Origin of the sequence: Labrenzia sp. PO1, assembly GCF_012273635.1 — a bacterium.
Classification (GTDB): domain Bacteria; phylum Pseudomonadota; class Alphaproteobacteria; order Rhizobiales; family Stappiaceae; genus Roseibium; species Roseibium algicola.
The window spans coordinates 234409-249990 of sequence record NZ_JAAXCR010000003.1 but is presented as its reverse complement, the minus strand read 5'-3'; the positions used below and the strand labels follow the sequence as shown (position 1 = coordinate 249990).

Sequence of the window (15582 nt, the reverse complement as noted above, 5' to 3'; positions counted from 1 at the left end):
CCTGGCCTCAGGCGGTGTAGGTTACGGCTTTGACCGCATCGATGACTTCACCAACGTTCGGCAGAGCCAGCTTTTCCAGGTTTGCAGCGTAAGGCATCGGAACGTCCTTGCCGGTCACGCGCAGGATCGGTGCGTCGAGATAGTCGAACGCCTTTTCCTGAACCTGGTAGGCGATTTCCGATGAAACGGAGCACATCGGGAAGGCTTCTTCGATCGTCACGATCCGGCCTGTCTTGCGGACGGACGCCAACACGGTGTCGATATCCAGCGGACGAATGGTGCGCAGGTTGATGACCTCGGCCGAGATCCCCATTCCAGCCAGCTCTTCAGCCGCCTTGATGGTGTAGGTCATGCCGATGCCCCAGGAAACCAGCGTCACGTCCGTTCCACCGCGTTCCACCTTCGCCTTGCCGATCGGCAGAACAAAATCGTCCATGTCCGGGACTTCGAAGGAATGACCGTAGAGGATTTCGTTTTCCAGGAAGATGACCGGGTTCGGGTCGCGAATTGCTGCCTTCAGAAGACCTTTTGCATCCGCAGCCGAATACGGCTGGACCACCTTCAGGCCCGGCACGTGGGCGTACCAGGAAGCGTAATCCTGTGAATGCTGGGCACCGACTCGCGCCGCGGCACCGTTTGGTCCACGGAAGACAATCGGTGCACCCATCTGACCGCCGGACATGTACAACGTCTTGGCGGCGGAGTTGATGATCTGGTCAATCGCCTGCATGGCGAAGTTGAAGGTCATGAACTCGACGATCGGCTTCAGACCGGCCATCGCTGCCCCGACGCCAAGACCGGCGAAGCCGTGCTCGGTGATCGGCGTATCGATGACACGCTTGGCGGAAAACTCGTCCAGCAGGCCCTGGGTGATCTTGTAGGCGCCCTGATACTCCGCGACCTCCTCACCCATGATGAAGACGTCCGGATCACGGCGCATTTCCTCTGCCATCGCATCCCGCAAAGCTTCGCGAACGGTGGAGGACTTCATTGCCGTACCGGCCGGAATTTCCGGATCGTCAGCAGTTTCAGGCGCAGGAGCAGCAGGCGTCGGAGCGGAGGCAACAGCCGGTGCGCTCGAGGCTTCTGCAGCCGCAGGGGCTTCAGGGGCCGCAGCGGCGGCTGGCGCGGAAGCTGCGGCGTCGATGGCACTGGCGTCTTCGCCCTCGGCCAGCAGAACCGCAATCTTCGCGTTTACCTTGACGTTGTCGGTTCCTTCGGCAACCAGGATTTTTCCAAGCGTGCCTTCATCAACCGCTTCCACTTCCATGGTAGCCTTGTCGGTCTCGATTTCGGCGATCACATCGCCTGCAGAGATGGTGTCGCCCTCGGCCTTCAGCCACTTGGCGAGCTTGCCCTCTTCCATAGTCGGCGAAAGCGCCGGCATCAAAATGTCAATCGGCATGTTGTCCCCCGGCCTTAGAGCAGAATGTCGGTGTAGAGTTCAGACACATCCGGTTCCGGATCCGTCTGTGCAAATTCGGCAGCTTCCGCGACCCTAGCCCGCACATCCTTGTCGATGGCCTTGAGGTCGTCTTCGGAAGCCCAACCCTTGTCCATGAGGCGCGCACGCACCTGTTCGATCGGATCATGTTCGGTCCGCATCTTCTGGACTTCGTCCTTGGAGCGGTATTTCGCCGGATCCGACATGGAGTGCCCGCGGTAGCGGTAGGTGATCATTTCAAGAATGAACGGCCCCTTGCCTTCACGGCACCATTCCAGCGCTTCAGCGGAGGCTGCCTTGACTGCGCGCACATCCATACCGTCGACCTGCTTGCCCGGAATTCCGAAGGAAGCACCGCGTTGGGAAAGATCTGTGGTGGCGGAGGCGCGGGCAACGCTGGTGCCCATGCCGTACTTGTTGTTCTCGATCACGTAAACGACCGGAAGCTTCCACAGCTCGGCCATGTTGAAGCTCTCGTAGACCTGACCCTGGTTGGACGCGCCGTCACCAAAGAAGGCCATCGCCACGTTGCCGTTTTCACGGTATTTGTTCGCGAACCCGAGGCCGGTGCCAAGCGACACCTGCGCACCGACGATGCCATGGCCGCCATAAAAATGCTTCTCCTTGGAGAACATGTGCATGGAGCCGCCCTTGCCTTTCGACAAGCCACCGCGACGACCGGTCAATTCCGCCATCACGCCTTTCGGATCGAGATCCATTGCCAGCATGTGGCCATGATCCCGGTAACCGGTGATCATCTGATCGCCGTCTTTCTTGGCCATCTGCATACCGACGACGACAGCTTCCTGTCCGATATACAAATGACAAAACCCGCCGATGAGGCCCATGCCGTACAGTTGCCCGGCTTTTTCCTCAAAACGTCGGATCAGAAGCATTTCGCGGTAAGCGTGAAGTTCTTCGTCCTTATCGAACTCGGCGATCGCAGGCTGCGCCTTCTTGGCGGAGCTGCGTGTCCGGCTGGTGCTCTTGGAGCTAGCGGAAGTGGTCTTTGATGCTGTGGCCATAACCCTCATCTCGGCGTGACGTTTCCCCTAAGATAGGTAGGAGCAACTTATCCGGTTGGGTCTGTCAATCCAATCCACGCATCTCGCACTGCAACAACAGCATCAAAGCATTGTTGATACTACAGAATTTTATATTTAACCAGATTATTGTTAATGCAGCAAAATCAACTGAAATTCAGTTCATGCTGTAACGGTGGCCCGGCCTGAGAACAACCAGCTCGTCAGGATGCACCAGGTTGAGATTGAGCCTTGCGCGCTCATCGAGCATATCAGGATCGAGGCTCTCCGGCCGAAGCAGACTAACCCTTGAGACGAGCTCCTGACGCTGGGCGGTCAAGACAGCCAATTCACCTTCAAGTTCGGAAACCTGACGCTCGATCATTGCTCGGCCAACCATACCGAGCTCACCGCTCATCGCATGGAAGCCAAAATAACCAAGCGCAGCAATGGCGATTGCAGGCGTGATCAATCGACGGAGAAATGACTGTTTTCGCTGACGGGTAGCTGCTCGGGGCACTCTTTGGACCTTAACGCTGATACACTGGCCTCTTGGTTCTCTCACTATGCGGATTTAGGTTTAATAGAATCTTGAGACAGCCAATCAAATGCACGGTAAATTTGTGTCCGGCGAGAGCAGCCCATGGATCAGTGGACGACCGCACGCGCAGAAATGGTTGAGCAGCAACTGCACAGGCGCGGTATTAGCGATAAACGGGTTCTGTCCGCCATGGCCAGTGTGCCGCGCCATATCTTTGTTCCGGAGAGCCAGGTAAACCGAGCCTACTGGGATGGGCCTTTGTCCATCGGATATGGCCAGACAATATCCCAGCCCTATGTTGTTGCTCTCACTTGCGAACTGCTTGAAATCAGCGAAAACGCGAAGGTTCTGGAGATCGGAGCAGGTTCTGGTTACGCAGCTGCTGTGCTTGGAAATCTCGCTCACAAAGTCATTTCGATCGATCGACTTCAGGAGCTCGTCAACCTTTCCAGGGAAAATCTGGAACAGGCAGGTTGCAGGAACGTCGAGGTTATTTGCGCCGACGGAACACGTGGCTGTCCGGCGGAAGCCCCTTTCGATGCCATCGCAGTTGCGGCGGGAGCGCCGGCTGTCCCCGATTCTCTCAAAAAGCAACTCAAGGTAGGCGGTCGACTGGTGATTCCGGTTGGCAGGTCAAAGCGGCAGCAAGATCTCATCCGGATCGAAAGGCTTTCCGAAACCGAGTTCAAAACAGACAATCTCGGAGCCGTCGCCTACGTACCTCTGGTAGGCGCCGAAGGATGGACGGATGCAGGCTGATGCCTGTCGGGTGTCAGCCACCAACATCAGGTATCCCGGCGGCCCCTTCTATTGCTTCAAGCGTTGTTACAGAAAAACACTGTAAAACAGGAAGTTACTTTGGCTTGGGGCCACCAGTTCGTCTATCGCGAACTCCTCGACCCTCCGGATAACCACACTTTCAATGCAATTTTAGGCTGGCCCCTGCTCGGGTCCACGCCCTCGTTCCACACGTATGAGCGAGCCGGCGAACTCTGCCTCAGGCGGCCGCCAGGCGCGCCAGCTTGGTCAGCACCGTTGCGGTGCCTTTCAAACGTGCGTCGGTCTTATCCCAATCGCGTGTCAGGACCACCTTCTGATCCGGTCGGATCTTCGCAAGGACACCCTGCTCGGCAATGTAGGAAACCAGACCGGCCGGATTGGAGAATTCGCTATTGCGGAAGGTGATGACGATCCCTTTCGGCCCGGCATCGACCTTCTCGACATTGGCCTTGCGGCAAAGCCCCTTGATGAAGACGATCTTGAGGAGATGCTGCACTTCTTCCGGCAACGGTCCAAAGCGGTCGATCAGTTCCGCGCCGAAGGAATCGATTTCCTCCGCCTCGGTGACATCCCCCAAACGGCGGTAAAGCTGCAGACGCAGTTGCAGGTCCGCGACGTAGTTTTCCGGGATAAGCACAGGCGTGCCGATGTTGATTTGAGGTGACCACTGCTCGTCGCCAAAATCCGCGCCACCATCCTTGAGCTGGGCAACCGCCTCTTCCAGCATCTGCTGGTACAGTTCAAATCCGACTTCCTTGATATGCCCGGACTGCTCCTCGCCAAGCAGGTTTCCGGCCCCGCGAATGTCGAGATCGTGGCTGGCCAGCTGGAAGCCCGCCCCCAATGTTTCGAGAGACTGCAGCACCTTCAATCGGCGCTCGGCAGTCGCCGTCAACGTCTTGTTGGCAGGAACCGTAAAGAGCGCGTAGGCGCGGGTCTTGGACCGGCCGACACGGCCGCGCAGCTGGTAGAGCTGTGCAAGGCCGAACATATCCGCCCGGTGTACGATCAACGTGTTCGCGGTCGGAATATCCAGCCCGGATTCCACGATCGTTGTCGACAGCAGGACGTTGTACTTGCCCTCATAGAAGGCGTTCATGACGTCTTCCAGTTCCCCCGGAGGCATCTGGCCGTGGGCAACCGCCACTTTCAGTTCAGGCACCTGATTTTCAAGGAACTCGAGGCGCTCTGCGATGTCGGCAAGGCGCGGACAGACATAGAAGCTCTGCCCGCCTCTGTAATGCTCGCGCAGAAGGGCTTCTCGAACCACCAACGGATCGAACGGCGAAACGAACGTGCGCACTGCCAGTCGGTCCACAGGCGGCGTTGCGATCAGCGACAGTTCGCGTACCCCGGTCAGCGCAAGCTGCAAGGTCCGCGGGATCGGTGTGGCCGATAGCGTCAACACGTGAACGTCCGATTTCAGCTCCTTCAGCCGCTCCTTGTGCTTGACCCCGAAATGCTGCTCCTCGTCGATGATAAGCAGGCCGAGATCCCGGAATTCGATGGACTTGCCCAGCAAAGCATGGGTGCCGACGACAATATCGACTGAACCGTCCGTGATGCCTTTCTTGGTCAGGCTCAGTTGTTTGGTGGGCACCAGGCGGGATGCATGGGCTACGTTGATCGGCAGACCATGAAAGCGCTCGGAGAAGGTCTTGAAGTGCTGACGGGCCAAAAGGGTCGTCGGTACCACCACCGCAACCTGGCGCCCGGACATGGCGGCAATGAAAGCTGCACGAAGTGCCACTTCCGTCTTGCCGAATCCAACGTCGCCGCAAACCAGCCGATCCATCGGCCGCCCCGATGACAGATCTTCGAAAACCGCATCGATCGCCGTAAGCTGATCGTCTGTTTCCTCGTAGGGGAATCGCGTCGCGAACTCGTCGTAGACGCCTTCCGGTGTTTCCACCACCGGCGCGGTCTTTAGAGCGCGTTGAGCTGCTGTCTTGATCAGGCCGTCGGCGATTTCCAGAATGCGCTTCTTGAGCTTGGCCTTGCGTGCCTGCCAGGCACCGCCACCGAGCTTGTCGAGCTGGGCTTCCTGGTCTTCCGAGCCATAGCGGGACAGAAGCTCGATGTTTTCGACCGGAAGATAGAGTTTGTCGCCACCGGCATATTGAAGTTCCAGGCAGTCATGCGGCGCGCCGACAGCTTCAATCGTTTTCAGACCGATGAACCTGCCGATACCGTGGTCCACGTGAACGACGAGATCGCCTTCCGAAAGGCCCGTCGCTTCGGTAATGACGTTGGCGCCCTTGGACTTGCGACGCGACTTGCGAACCAGCCTGTCGCCGAGAATGTCCTGTTCGCCGATGAAGACGACGTCATTGAGCTCAAAGCCATGCTCGATGCCCAGTACACACAGCGCAGTTGTCTTGGCGGGAAGTTCCTCGATGTCCTTCAGCGTGTCCGCATTCTTGACCGCTCCAAGACCATGGTCTTCAAGAATCTGGCCGAGTCGGTCGCGCGAACCTTCCGACCAGCAGGCAATCACCGTGCGTTTGCCTTGCTTTTGCAGTTGGCGCACGTGAGTTGTCAGCGCGTCAAAAATGTTGATGTCGCCCGCTGCCCTTTCGGCAGCAAAACTCCGGCCCTGACGCCCACCCAGTTCGACAATCGTCTTGCCGCTGCCTGGCGGCGGCGTAAAGGGATCAAGTGCGGCGCTTGCGCGGTCGGCGACAGCTGCTCGCCATTCCTCTTCGGTGACATAGAGACTGGCCGGTTCCACCGGCATGTAAGGCACCGTTCCGGCGCTTGTCCCCATTTCGCGCGCTTCCTGACGTGCGCGGTAGTATTCCGTGACTTGGTCAACGCGTTCGCGGACTGCGTCACTCATGCTGGTGTCCAGAACGACAGGCGTATCGCCGATGTAATCGAACAGACTTTCCAGTCGGTCGTGGAACAGTGGCAGCCAATGCTCCATGCCTGCGTATCGGCGACCGTCACTGATCGACTGATAGAGCACGTCTTCTCGGCTGGCTGCGCCAAAATTGGCAAGATAGGAACGACGGAAGCGGGAGATGGCTTCCTCGGACAATACGACCTCGCTCATCGGAACCAGGTCAAGTCGTTTCAGCTGTTTGGAGGTTCTCTGTGTTTCCGCGTTGAATGAGCGGATCGATTCAAGGGTATCGCCGAAGAAATCGAGCCGCACGGGCTCCTCCGCTCCAGGCGCGAAGAGGTCGACAATACCGCCCCGAACAGCATATTCACCGGTTTCACGAACGGTCGGAGTTCGCGAAAAACCGTTCATCTCCAGCCATGTGGAGATCGCTCCCATGTCGACCCGGTTACCCGGCGCCATGGAGAAGGTCTGGTCGGCCATGAAAGAGCGCTCGGGAACACGCTGAAGTGCCGCGTTGAGCGTTGTCATCAGTACGGTTTTCTTGCCGTCCGTCATGCCACGCGCAAGTTGGCCGAGCGCCAGCAAGCGGCGTGCACTGATCGCAGAGTTGGGCGAAACGCGGTCGTATGGCAGGCAATCCCAGGCGGGCAACTGCAGGATTTCGACCTCGGGATCGAAGAACTGAAGTGCTTCGCTGACCATGGCCATGCGCGTGGCGTCGCGAGCGACAAATACCAGGGCAAGACCCTGCGCCCGGGTTTCGGCGAGCAGCCTTGCAAGAGCGTAGCTTTCGGCCCCATCCGGAACGCCGGCAAGCGTCACGTTGGCCTGATCCTTCAGCAGGCTGTCAAACACAGCTGGCGTCCTTGTTGTTATCTGCCAAACCCGGCCGGACCGGCGGCTTCATGATAGGCAATGATGCGGCGGTAAAGCGGACCGTCCCACTCCTGCGGCAAGGGCTTGCGACCTGTCATCCAGGCGTACAGATCCTGGTCATGCGCTGTCAGCAAGTGCTCGAGTTCCAGGAGTTCTTCTTCCGCAAGGCTGTCGATCTTGGCATCCGCGAATCCACCCAACAGCAGATCCATTTCCTTCATGCCCCGATGCCAGCACCGAAACAGTATTTTCTTGCGCCGGGAATCCCGTTCGCCACCATTGATATCGACGTGTGCGCCGGACATTTCGGACATGAGAAACAGACCTATGAGAAGCTGACCGGCCTTTAGGCAAAGGCAGTATTGTTTTCGCCGATATCGGCCGGACGAGTGATTTCGTGTCGGTTATATAGCGCCAGAGAACGAGCTTGTCAGCGCCCAGTTCACAGAATGTTCTATTTGTTGCGCAGCGCTCCGCCTTCGTGGCAGAACAGGGGTTCGTGATACCGAATACCCTGCCGTCTCTCGAAGGTTTACACGCCGAACATGCGCCCGCCGGTCCTCGATCCACTGTTTGCCCCGGTTTCGACTTTGCCTGGAATCGGGCCAAAGATCGAACAGCTGGTGTCCGGCCTCGTCGGCAGCCAGCCGGACCGTGATGCGACCGTTGCTGATCTGCTTTTTCATATTCCTCATAGCCTTATAGACCGGCGGCACCGCCCGGGCATCGCCTATTCGGAAAATGGCGACATCGTCACACTGGATGTCACCATCGGCCGGCACATGGCGCCCCCCCGGCATTCGAAAGCACCTTACCGGATCAACGCCTACGACGAGACAGGCCAGATCACCTTTGTCTTCTTTCACCCGCGCCATGACTGGCTGGAGAAAACTTTTCCCGAAGGCGAACGAAGAATCGTGTCAGGCAAGGTCGAATGGTTCAACGAGCGCCCTCAGATGGTGCACCCGGACTATTCGCTGAAACCTGAGGAAGCGGAAGAAATGCCGGCAATCGAACCGGTCTATCCGTTAACCGCCGGTTTGAGCTCCAAAACCCTGCAAAAGGCTGTGCGGGCGGCTGTCGACCGTGTGCCTCACCTCCCGGAATGGCTGAATGACGCCCATCTTCACCAGACTGGCTGGCCGGACTTTGCAGAAGCCTTGAAGACACTGCATGCACCGCATGAACGCAACGACATCGACCCCGCCTCCCCCTTCATGCAGCGGCTTGCCTATGACGAGCTGCTCGCCAGCCAGTTGGCTCTTGCCATGGTGCGGGCACACATGCGTACGCTTGGCGGAATATCGCGACGCCCCAAAGGGGAACTGCAAAAAGCGGTGATAGCGTCACTGCCGTTTCAATTGACCGGCAGTCAGGCAAAAGCGATCGAAGAAATAAATGAAGACCTCGCCAAGCCGGTGCGCATGTTGCGGCTTCTGCAAGGCGATGTCGGCGCCGGCAAGACCGTTGTTGCGCTTGCCGCCCTGGCACAGGTGATAGAAACCGGTGCGCAAGGGGCCCTGATGGCGCCGACGGAAATTCTCGCCCGCCAGCACTACGCGTCGATGTTGCCACTGTGCGAAAAGGCAGGCATTCGCCTTGCCCTGATGACCGGAAAGGACAGCCAGAAGGAACGTCGCCTTCGACAGGAGCAGTTGGACGCAGGTGAGATCGACCTCGTAGTCGGCACCCACGCTCTTTTCCAGGGAACCGTGACTTTTCGCAATCTGGCCATGGTCGTCGTAGACGAGCAGCATCGCTTCGGTGTGCATCAACGGCTCGCCCTCTCAGCCAAGGGCAACGGCGTCGATGTTCTGGTCATGACCGCCACCCCTATTCCGAGAACTCTTGTGCTGACAGGCTTTGGCGACATGGACGTGTCTCGCCTGACGGACAAGCCCGCGGGCCGCAAGCCCATCACCACCGTATCAGTGTCCCTGGACCGCCTGGACGAGATCATTGGCCGGGTTGGTGCAGCGGTCGCCGACGGACAGAAGGTTTATTGGGTATGTCCATTGGTGGAAGAATCCGAAAAGATCGACCTGGCCGCCGTTGAGGAGCGTCACCGGGTTCTGGAACATGCTCTTCGGCAACGCGTCTCACTGGTCCACGGCCGCATGAACGCCGACGAAAAGGATGCCGCCATGGCTGACTTCAAGTCCGGCGCAACCAAGGTGCTGGTGGCAACAACCGTTATTGAAGTCGGCGTCGATGTGCCCGATGCCACCATAATCGTGATCGAACACGCCGAACGCTTTGGCCTCGCGCAATTGCACCAGCTGCGAGGCCGTGTCGGACGCGGTGACAAGCCCTCGTCCTGCGTCCTTCTTTACAAGGGACCGCTTGGAGAAACGGCCGGCGCGCGCCTCAATATCATGCGCCAGACCAACGATGGTTTCCTGATCGCGGAAGAAGATCTGAAGCTTCGCGGCGGTGGTGAAATTCTCGGCACCCGACAATCCGGCACGCCAGGTTTTCGTATCGCACGCGCCGACGAACACGCCGATCTGATGGAAGTTGCACGCGACGACGCGAGACTTATCCTTGAACTGGATCCGGATCTGAAAACCAAACGCGGCGAAGCTCTGCGGTGTCTTTTGTATCTGTTCGGCCGCGATGCCGCGATCAGGCTCCTCAGGGCCGGCTGACAAGTTCGAACAGCAGCAAGTCAATACCCAGGTGTCGGCACGACTACACCAGCAGCCATTTGAGCCAATCGTACGTAATTCGGCAAGGACGCCTGACGACGTAGGGCAAAGTGAATAATGGATTAGATTGCTTGCTAACGCACTCAGGCGTCTTCAGAGCTTCTCACCCGCTCCAGCTGCGCCGGATCGACAATATCGTCTGCGAGAATTTCCGGATATTTCGGATTGACCAGACCAGCCGAGATCACGAGCTTTGCGGCATCTTCGACACTCATGTCCAGTTCGATCACATCTTCCTTCGGAACAAACAGCAAGAAACCCGATGTCGGGTTCGGCGTGGTCGGCAGGAACACGGAAAGTGTATCGGCCTTGTCCTTGAGCCGGCGCTCCACTTCGCCCTTGGTGTCGGTGGAGATGAACACAATCGCCCAGAGGCCTCTACGCGGATATTCAATCAGTGCAGCTGTGGTAAAGCTGCTTCCACGCTGATCAAGCACTGTCTCAAAAATCTGCTTCAAGCCACTGTAAATGTTACGAACGAGCGGCATGCGACCGACGATTTTTTCGCCAACCGAGATAAGACTGCGCCCAAGGAAGTTTGCTGCAAGAAAGCCGACGACCGTGAGGACAAAAACTGCAACAATGAGCCCGAAACCGGGTATCGGAAACGGCAGGTAGGTGTCCGGATTGTAGATCTTGGGTACAAACGGCTTGACCCAGCCGTCCACCCATTTGATGAAGGTCCAGGTCAACCACAGGGTAATGCCGATCGGGCCGGCGATGACCAGCCCTGTCAGGAAGTAGTTGCGAAGACGTGTTGCCGCACCCGGCCGATGGCCTATCTTGTGCGCGTCTTCTGCTTTATGTTTGTGTCGGCTCATGGGTTAAACCCGAAACTTCCCTGTGTGTGCTCGTCTTTTCAACTGACCCGCAATTAGATAAGCATCTTTATCGCAGTGCGGTATCCTTCGCTTGATTTATTTTTCAGCGATGTATTCAAATTATGCCGGATTTGGAGGCAGTGTTGCGGCGGACCACGTTCAAACTTCTGGGAACCGGATGTGTCGGCCTCGGGATTGTCGGTGCGTTCCTTCCCATTCTGCCGAGCACGATCTTCTTCATCCTCGCCGCTGCCTGTTTTGCCAGATCCTCTCCCGCACTTGAGGCGCGCATCCTCAACCACCCTATCTTCGGGCCGCCAGTGATTGCCTGGCGCGAACATGGCGCGATCCCGCCGAAGGCAAAGATCTTCGCCATTTCCGGAATGACCTTCGGATATTGCGTCTTCTATCTTTCAGCCCATCCTGACCTGTGGCTTGCCATAGGTGTCGGACTGTTCATGATCGGCTGCGCAGCCTACGTCCTGTCTCGTCCATCGGGCCCGGGCAACACCCCTCCCGACGGTTGCAAGGATCCGTCATAGGTCGACGGGCTAAATGTCTGGAATAAGCCGTTTCCCAAGGGAAACAGCGCTTTCTTCCGCATATCCGAGTTGTTCGTAAAACCGCAGAACCTTGTCGTTGTCCTGACGTACCATAAGGTTGATCTTCGGACAGCCCTTCGCAACCAGGAATGCCTCGCAGCGGCTCATCAGCATTTTCCCAAGGCCCGCCGTCTGGCATTCGGGATCGACTGAAAGATAGTTGATCGAGCCGCGGTGGCCGTCATACCCGGCCATGACGGACCCGATAAGCCTGTCCCCGCGCAGAAGCACGAAGAAGGCACCGTTTTCGTCGGTCTGCTTGCGGTCGATGTCCTTGTCCGGATCATTCCAGGGGCGCGTCAGGCCACATTTCTCCCAGAGCGCAATGACGTCGGCTCTGTACCGCTCCTCAAAGGGCAAAACCCGATCTTGCGTGCTTGTGCTGTCCATGGACTATTCAACCGTCACCGATTTGGCCAGGTTCCTCGGCTGATCGACATCGGTGCCCATGAAGACAGCCGTGTGGTAGGCAATGAGCTGAACAGGCAACGCGTAGATGATCGGCGCAACGATATCCGACATGTCCGGCAGAATGACGGTATTTTCGGCCGCATTGCCACACTCCGACGCACCGCGCTCGTCTGTGATGAGCACGATCCGTCCGCCGCGCGCGGCCACTTCCTGCATGTTGGAAACGGTTTTCTCGTAAATCGCGTCAAAGGGCGCGATCACGAAAACCGGCATGTTTTCATCGATGAGGGCTATAGGACCGTGCTTGAGTTCCCCGGCAGCGTAGCCTTCTGCGTGGATGTAGGAGAGCTCCTTGAGCTTCAGCGCGCCTTCCAGTGCAAGCGGGAAATTGGTTGCCCGGCCGAGGTAAAGTGCATTGCTTGCCTTGGAGAGCGGATGCGCCAGTTTCTCGATATCGCTTTCACGGGCCAGGGCCTTGAGAGCGAGGCTCGGCACTTCGATCAATTCCGCGACAAGCTCCTGCTCCCGCTCCGGCGTCAGCACGCCGCGCTCCCGTCCGGCCTGCAGGGCAAGACCGGCGAGCACCGCAAGCTGACACGTGAAGGCCTTTGTCGAGGCAACGCCGATTTCAGGTCCGGCAATTGTCTGGAAAACCCTGTCGGCTTCCCGGGCTATCGTGCTTTCCGGAACATTGACGATCGCGCCGATCGTGGCACCATTCGTCTTGCAGTAGCGCAGTGAGGCGAGCGTGTCTGCAGTTTCGCCAGACTGGGAAATGACCAGCGCCGTGTCCTTGTCGCTCACCGGTGTTTCGCGATAGCGGAACTCGCTGGCGATATCGATCTCTACTGGAAGGCGGGCGTATTTCTCGAACCAGTATTTGGACACCAGACCGGCAAGATACGCTGTCCCGCAGGCCGTAATGATCAGACGCGACAGGTCCTTGAACTTGAGTTGGTCAGCCCCTTCCACGCGGGCCCGCTTGGTCGTGTAATCGAAATAGCGTGACAGCGTATGGCCCAGCACTTCCGGCTGCTCGTGGATTTCCTTGGCCATGAAATGCTTGTAGTTGCCTTTGTCCATAAGACTGGAGGTGACAGACGACCTTGCTTCCGGGCGCGTGACAGGCTGGTTCGCCTGATCGAAAATCTCAACACCTGCCCTAGTGATGACAGCCCAATCGCCCTCATCAAGATAGGTAATCCGGTCGGTAAACGGCGACAGGGCGATGGCATCGGACCCGAAGAACATTTCCCCGTCTCCATGCCCGACAGCAAGCGGCGATCCTTTGCGGGCACCGATAAGAAGATCTTCCTCACCGGAAAACAGCATCGCCAATGCAAAAGCACCCTTCAGGCGTGGCAGAACCTGTGCAACAGCATCGCGAGGAGAAAGTCCCTTGGCCATCGCCAAATTGACCAGATGGGCCACGACTTCTGTGTCGGTTTCGGTATCCAGCACGGCGCCGGCAGCGACGATTTCCTCTCGCAGTTCCAGATAGTTTTCGATGATACCATTATGAACGACGGCAACCGAGCCGGCCTGGTGCGGGTGGGCATTGGCAACAGTTGGTGCACCGTGTGTTGCCCACCGTGTGTGACCGATCCCGGAGATGCCTGTCAGGGGCGACTTTTCGAGAACAGCTTCAAGATTGCGCAGCTTGCCTTCCGCCCTGCGGCGCACGATGGCACCATCCACCAATGTGGCAACGCCAGCAGAATCATAGCCCCGGTATTCCAGTCGCTTCAGCGAATCCACAATCCGCGGCGCCGCATCAACCGTTCCCAACACGCCAACAATGCCACACATGCAAAAAGCCCTTTAAAAATGGATCCAACGGACCGCACTGCTTTAGACGACAGCGCCTGCCAACCAGAAATCAATCCCTGTTTCATTAAATGACAAGGGACGAGAATTGTATGAAAGTCAGGATTTGCTTTCCTTGGCAGCCTTCAGCCGCTCCCGCAGCTGTTTTGCCTTGCCTTCCTTGACGGTCTGCCGAGCGCGGCCAAATGCCATGGAATCCTGGTCCACATCATCGGTGATCACGCTTCCGGCAGCGACAAAAGACCCACTGCCGAGGCTGACCGGTGCCACCAGCGTGGAATTGGAACCGACAAAACTGCCCGCTCCAATCTCTGTCCGGTGTTTCAGGTAGCCGTCGTAATTGCAGGTAATCGTGCCAGCACCAATGTTCGACTTCGAACCGACACTTGCATCGCCGATGTAACTGAGATGATTGGCCTTGGCACCGTCTTCGAAGGTCGTGTTTTTGACTTCGACAAAGTTACCGACACGGGTGTCGGCCCCCAGAACCGCGCCGGGCCGCAGACGGGCATAGGGGCCAACAGCGCTATTTCTGCCAACGGATGCTCCCTCAAGGTGACTGAAGGCGCGGATCCTTGCTCCGCTTGCGACCCTTACCCCCGGGGCGAAGACGACATTCTGCTCTACGACCACATCAGATTCCAGAACGGTATCATGCGAGAAATAAACCGTGTGCGGCGCAAGCAATGTGCAGCCGTTTTCCAAAGCGAAATTACGCATACGAACCTGGAAATCCTCTTCACAGGCAGCCAGCTGGGCACGTGTATTGATGCCTTGCGTTTCGACTTCCGAACCCGAAACCGCAACAACCTTCAAGCCCCTGCTGTTGGCGATTTCAACCGCGTCCGTCAGGTAAAATTCGCTTTTGGCATTGGCATTGCCAATCGCATCCAACAAAGAAAGCGCATGCTGCCCCGAGAAACCCATGATGCCGGAATTGCAGAACGTGATCCTCCGTTCTGCGTCCGAGGCGTCCTTTTCTTCCCGAATGGCAACCAGTTGCCCGTTATCGGTCAGCAACCGGCCATAGCCGAATGGTTGTTGGGTTTCGAACCCAAGCACGGCCAGGTCTGCGCCATCCGACAAGGCCCGTCGAACTTTGCCGATCGTGTCTGCCGTCACCAGTGGAGTGTCGCCGAACAGGATCAGGACATCGTCTGAAGGCGAGGCCAGCGCAGAACGGGCGGCAAGCGCTGCGTGAGCCGTACCCAGCCTCTCGTGCTGGACATGACAATGTGCTTCCGGCGCAAGGTTTTGAACCAGCTTTTCAAGCTCGGGCATATCTGGGCCGGTTACGACGGAAATTCGGTCAGAGCCAGCCTGTTTCAGGGCCTTTACCACATGCCCGACCAACGGCAGTCCGCCGATCTCATGCATCACCTTTGGCAGGTTGGATTTCATCCGGGTGCCGAGTCCGGCGGCCAGAACAATCGAAAGGCAAGAACGGGAAGTCATCAAAGGTCCACTGTCAATTTTTCGGGCATCACCCACACAAGTCGGCCTCTATATGCCCCGATCCACAGAACATTGAAAGATCTGACTTCCTGAGTGCTTCGGTTTGCTTTTCATTAACCATAATGCACACCTGATGAGGTATCTTCTTTGAGATTCGTTTTCAGGCTCGGAAAGCAGGACTTTTGGCAAAACGGAAGGCACAAAAATCTGTTCGGGACGTTGTCCGGGATACGTTCACGCCTTCGCG

General features: G+C 57.6%; 12 protein-coding genes. 3 read left to right on the top strand and 9 right to left on the bottom strand.

The window, feature by feature from the left end; translation table 11 throughout:
• Positions 1-7 precede the first annotated feature (7 nt).
• The 3 genes from HCG46_RS16160 to HCG46_RS16150 all read right to left on the bottom strand — a co-directional run bounded on the left by HCG46_RS16160 (position 8) and on the right by HCG46_RS16150 (position 2938).
• On the bottom strand, positions 8-1405 hold the full coding sequence (locus tag HCG46_RS16160; protein WP_022998569.1) for a pyruvate dehydrogenase complex E1 component subunit beta: 1398 nt from the start codon (positions 1403-1405) through the stop codon (positions 8-10).
• A 14-nt stretch (positions 1406-1419) separates the two neighbouring features.
• Positions 1420-2469 carry a pyruvate dehydrogenase (acetyl-transferring) E1 component subunit alpha gene (gene pdhA / locus HCG46_RS16155; RefSeq protein ID WP_022998568.1) on the bottom strand — a complete coding sequence of 350 codons (1050 nt, stop codon included), beginning with the start codon at positions 2467-2469 and terminating at the stop codon, positions 1420-1422.
• 175 nt (positions 2470-2644) lie between these two features.
• Positions 2645-2938, bottom strand: a complete 294-nt coding sequence (locus HCG46_RS16150) for a septum formation initiator family protein (protein WP_022998567.1) — start codon at positions 2936-2938, stop codon at positions 2645-2647.
• Positions 2939-3109: 171 nt separating this feature from the next.
• On the opposite strand from HCG46_RS16150, the gene HCG46_RS16145 reads away from it, so the two are divergent.
• On the top strand, positions 3110-3766 hold the full coding sequence (locus tag HCG46_RS16145) for a protein-L-isoaspartate(D-aspartate) O-methyltransferase (RefSeq protein ID WP_168686804.1): 657 nt from the start codon (positions 3110-3112) through the stop codon (positions 3764-3766).
• 238 nt (positions 3767-4004) lie between these two features.
• Here HCG46_RS16145 and mfd read toward each other — a convergent pair whose 3' ends face one another.
• The gene (gene mfd, locus HCG46_RS16140; RefSeq protein ID WP_168686803.1) at positions 4005-7490 is read right to left on the bottom strand and encodes a transcription-repair coupling factor; all 3486 of its coding nucleotides are present in this window, start codon (positions 7488-7490) and stop codon (positions 4005-4007) included.
• 17 nt (positions 7491-7507) lie between these two features.
• A complete protein-coding gene (locus HCG46_RS16135; RefSeq protein WP_168686802.1) occupies positions 7508-7825 on the bottom strand; it encodes a succinate dehydrogenase assembly factor 2 in 318 nt (105 codons plus the stop codon).
• Between the two features lie 231 nt (positions 7826-8056).
• Here HCG46_RS16135 and recG point away from each other — a divergent pair, with 231 nt between their 5' ends.
• Positions 8057-10159 (top strand): ATP-dependent DNA helicase RecG, encoded by a 2103-nt coding sequence (gene recG / locus HCG46_RS16130; RefSeq protein WP_168686801.1) that lies wholly within the window; start codon positions 8057-8059, stop codon positions 10157-10159.
• 143 nt (positions 10160-10302) lie between these two features.
• Here recG and HCG46_RS16125 read toward each other — a convergent pair whose 3' ends face one another.
• Positions 10303-11040, bottom strand: coding sequence for a DUF502 domain-containing protein (locus tag HCG46_RS16125; RefSeq protein WP_055654395.1), 738 nt, complete (start codon positions 11038-11040; stop codon positions 10303-10305).
• A 122-nt stretch (positions 11041-11162) separates the two neighbouring features.
• On the opposite strand from HCG46_RS16125, the gene HCG46_RS16120 reads away from it, so the two are divergent.
• Entirely contained in the window at positions 11163-11582 is a 420-nt protein-coding gene (locus HCG46_RS16120; protein WP_062488708.1) for a YbaN family protein, read from the top strand.
• Positions 11583-11591: 9 nt separating this feature from the next.
• Here HCG46_RS16120 and HCG46_RS16115 read toward each other — a convergent pair whose 3' ends face one another.
• The 3 genes from HCG46_RS16115 to glmU form a co-directional block, all read right to left on the bottom strand.
• Positions 11592-12032 carry a GNAT family acetyltransferase gene (locus HCG46_RS16115; protein ID WP_168686800.1) on the bottom strand — a complete coding sequence of 147 codons (441 nt, stop codon included), beginning with the start codon at positions 12030-12032 and terminating at the stop codon, positions 11592-11594.
• A 3-nt stretch (positions 12033-12035) separates the two neighbouring features.
• Positions 12036-13862 carry a glutamine--fructose-6-phosphate transaminase (isomerizing) gene (gene glmS / locus HCG46_RS16110; protein ID WP_062488706.1) on the bottom strand — a complete coding sequence of 609 codons (1827 nt, stop codon included), beginning with the start codon at positions 13860-13862 and terminating at the stop codon, positions 12036-12038.
• A 117-nt stretch (positions 13863-13979) separates the two neighbouring features.
• Entirely contained in the window at positions 13980-15335 is a 1356-nt protein-coding gene (glmU, locus tag HCG46_RS16105; protein WP_168686799.1) for a bifunctional UDP-N-acetylglucosamine diphosphorylase/glucosamine-1-phosphate N-acetyltransferase GlmU, read from the bottom strand.
• Between the last annotated feature and the right edge of the window lie 247 nt (positions 15336-15582).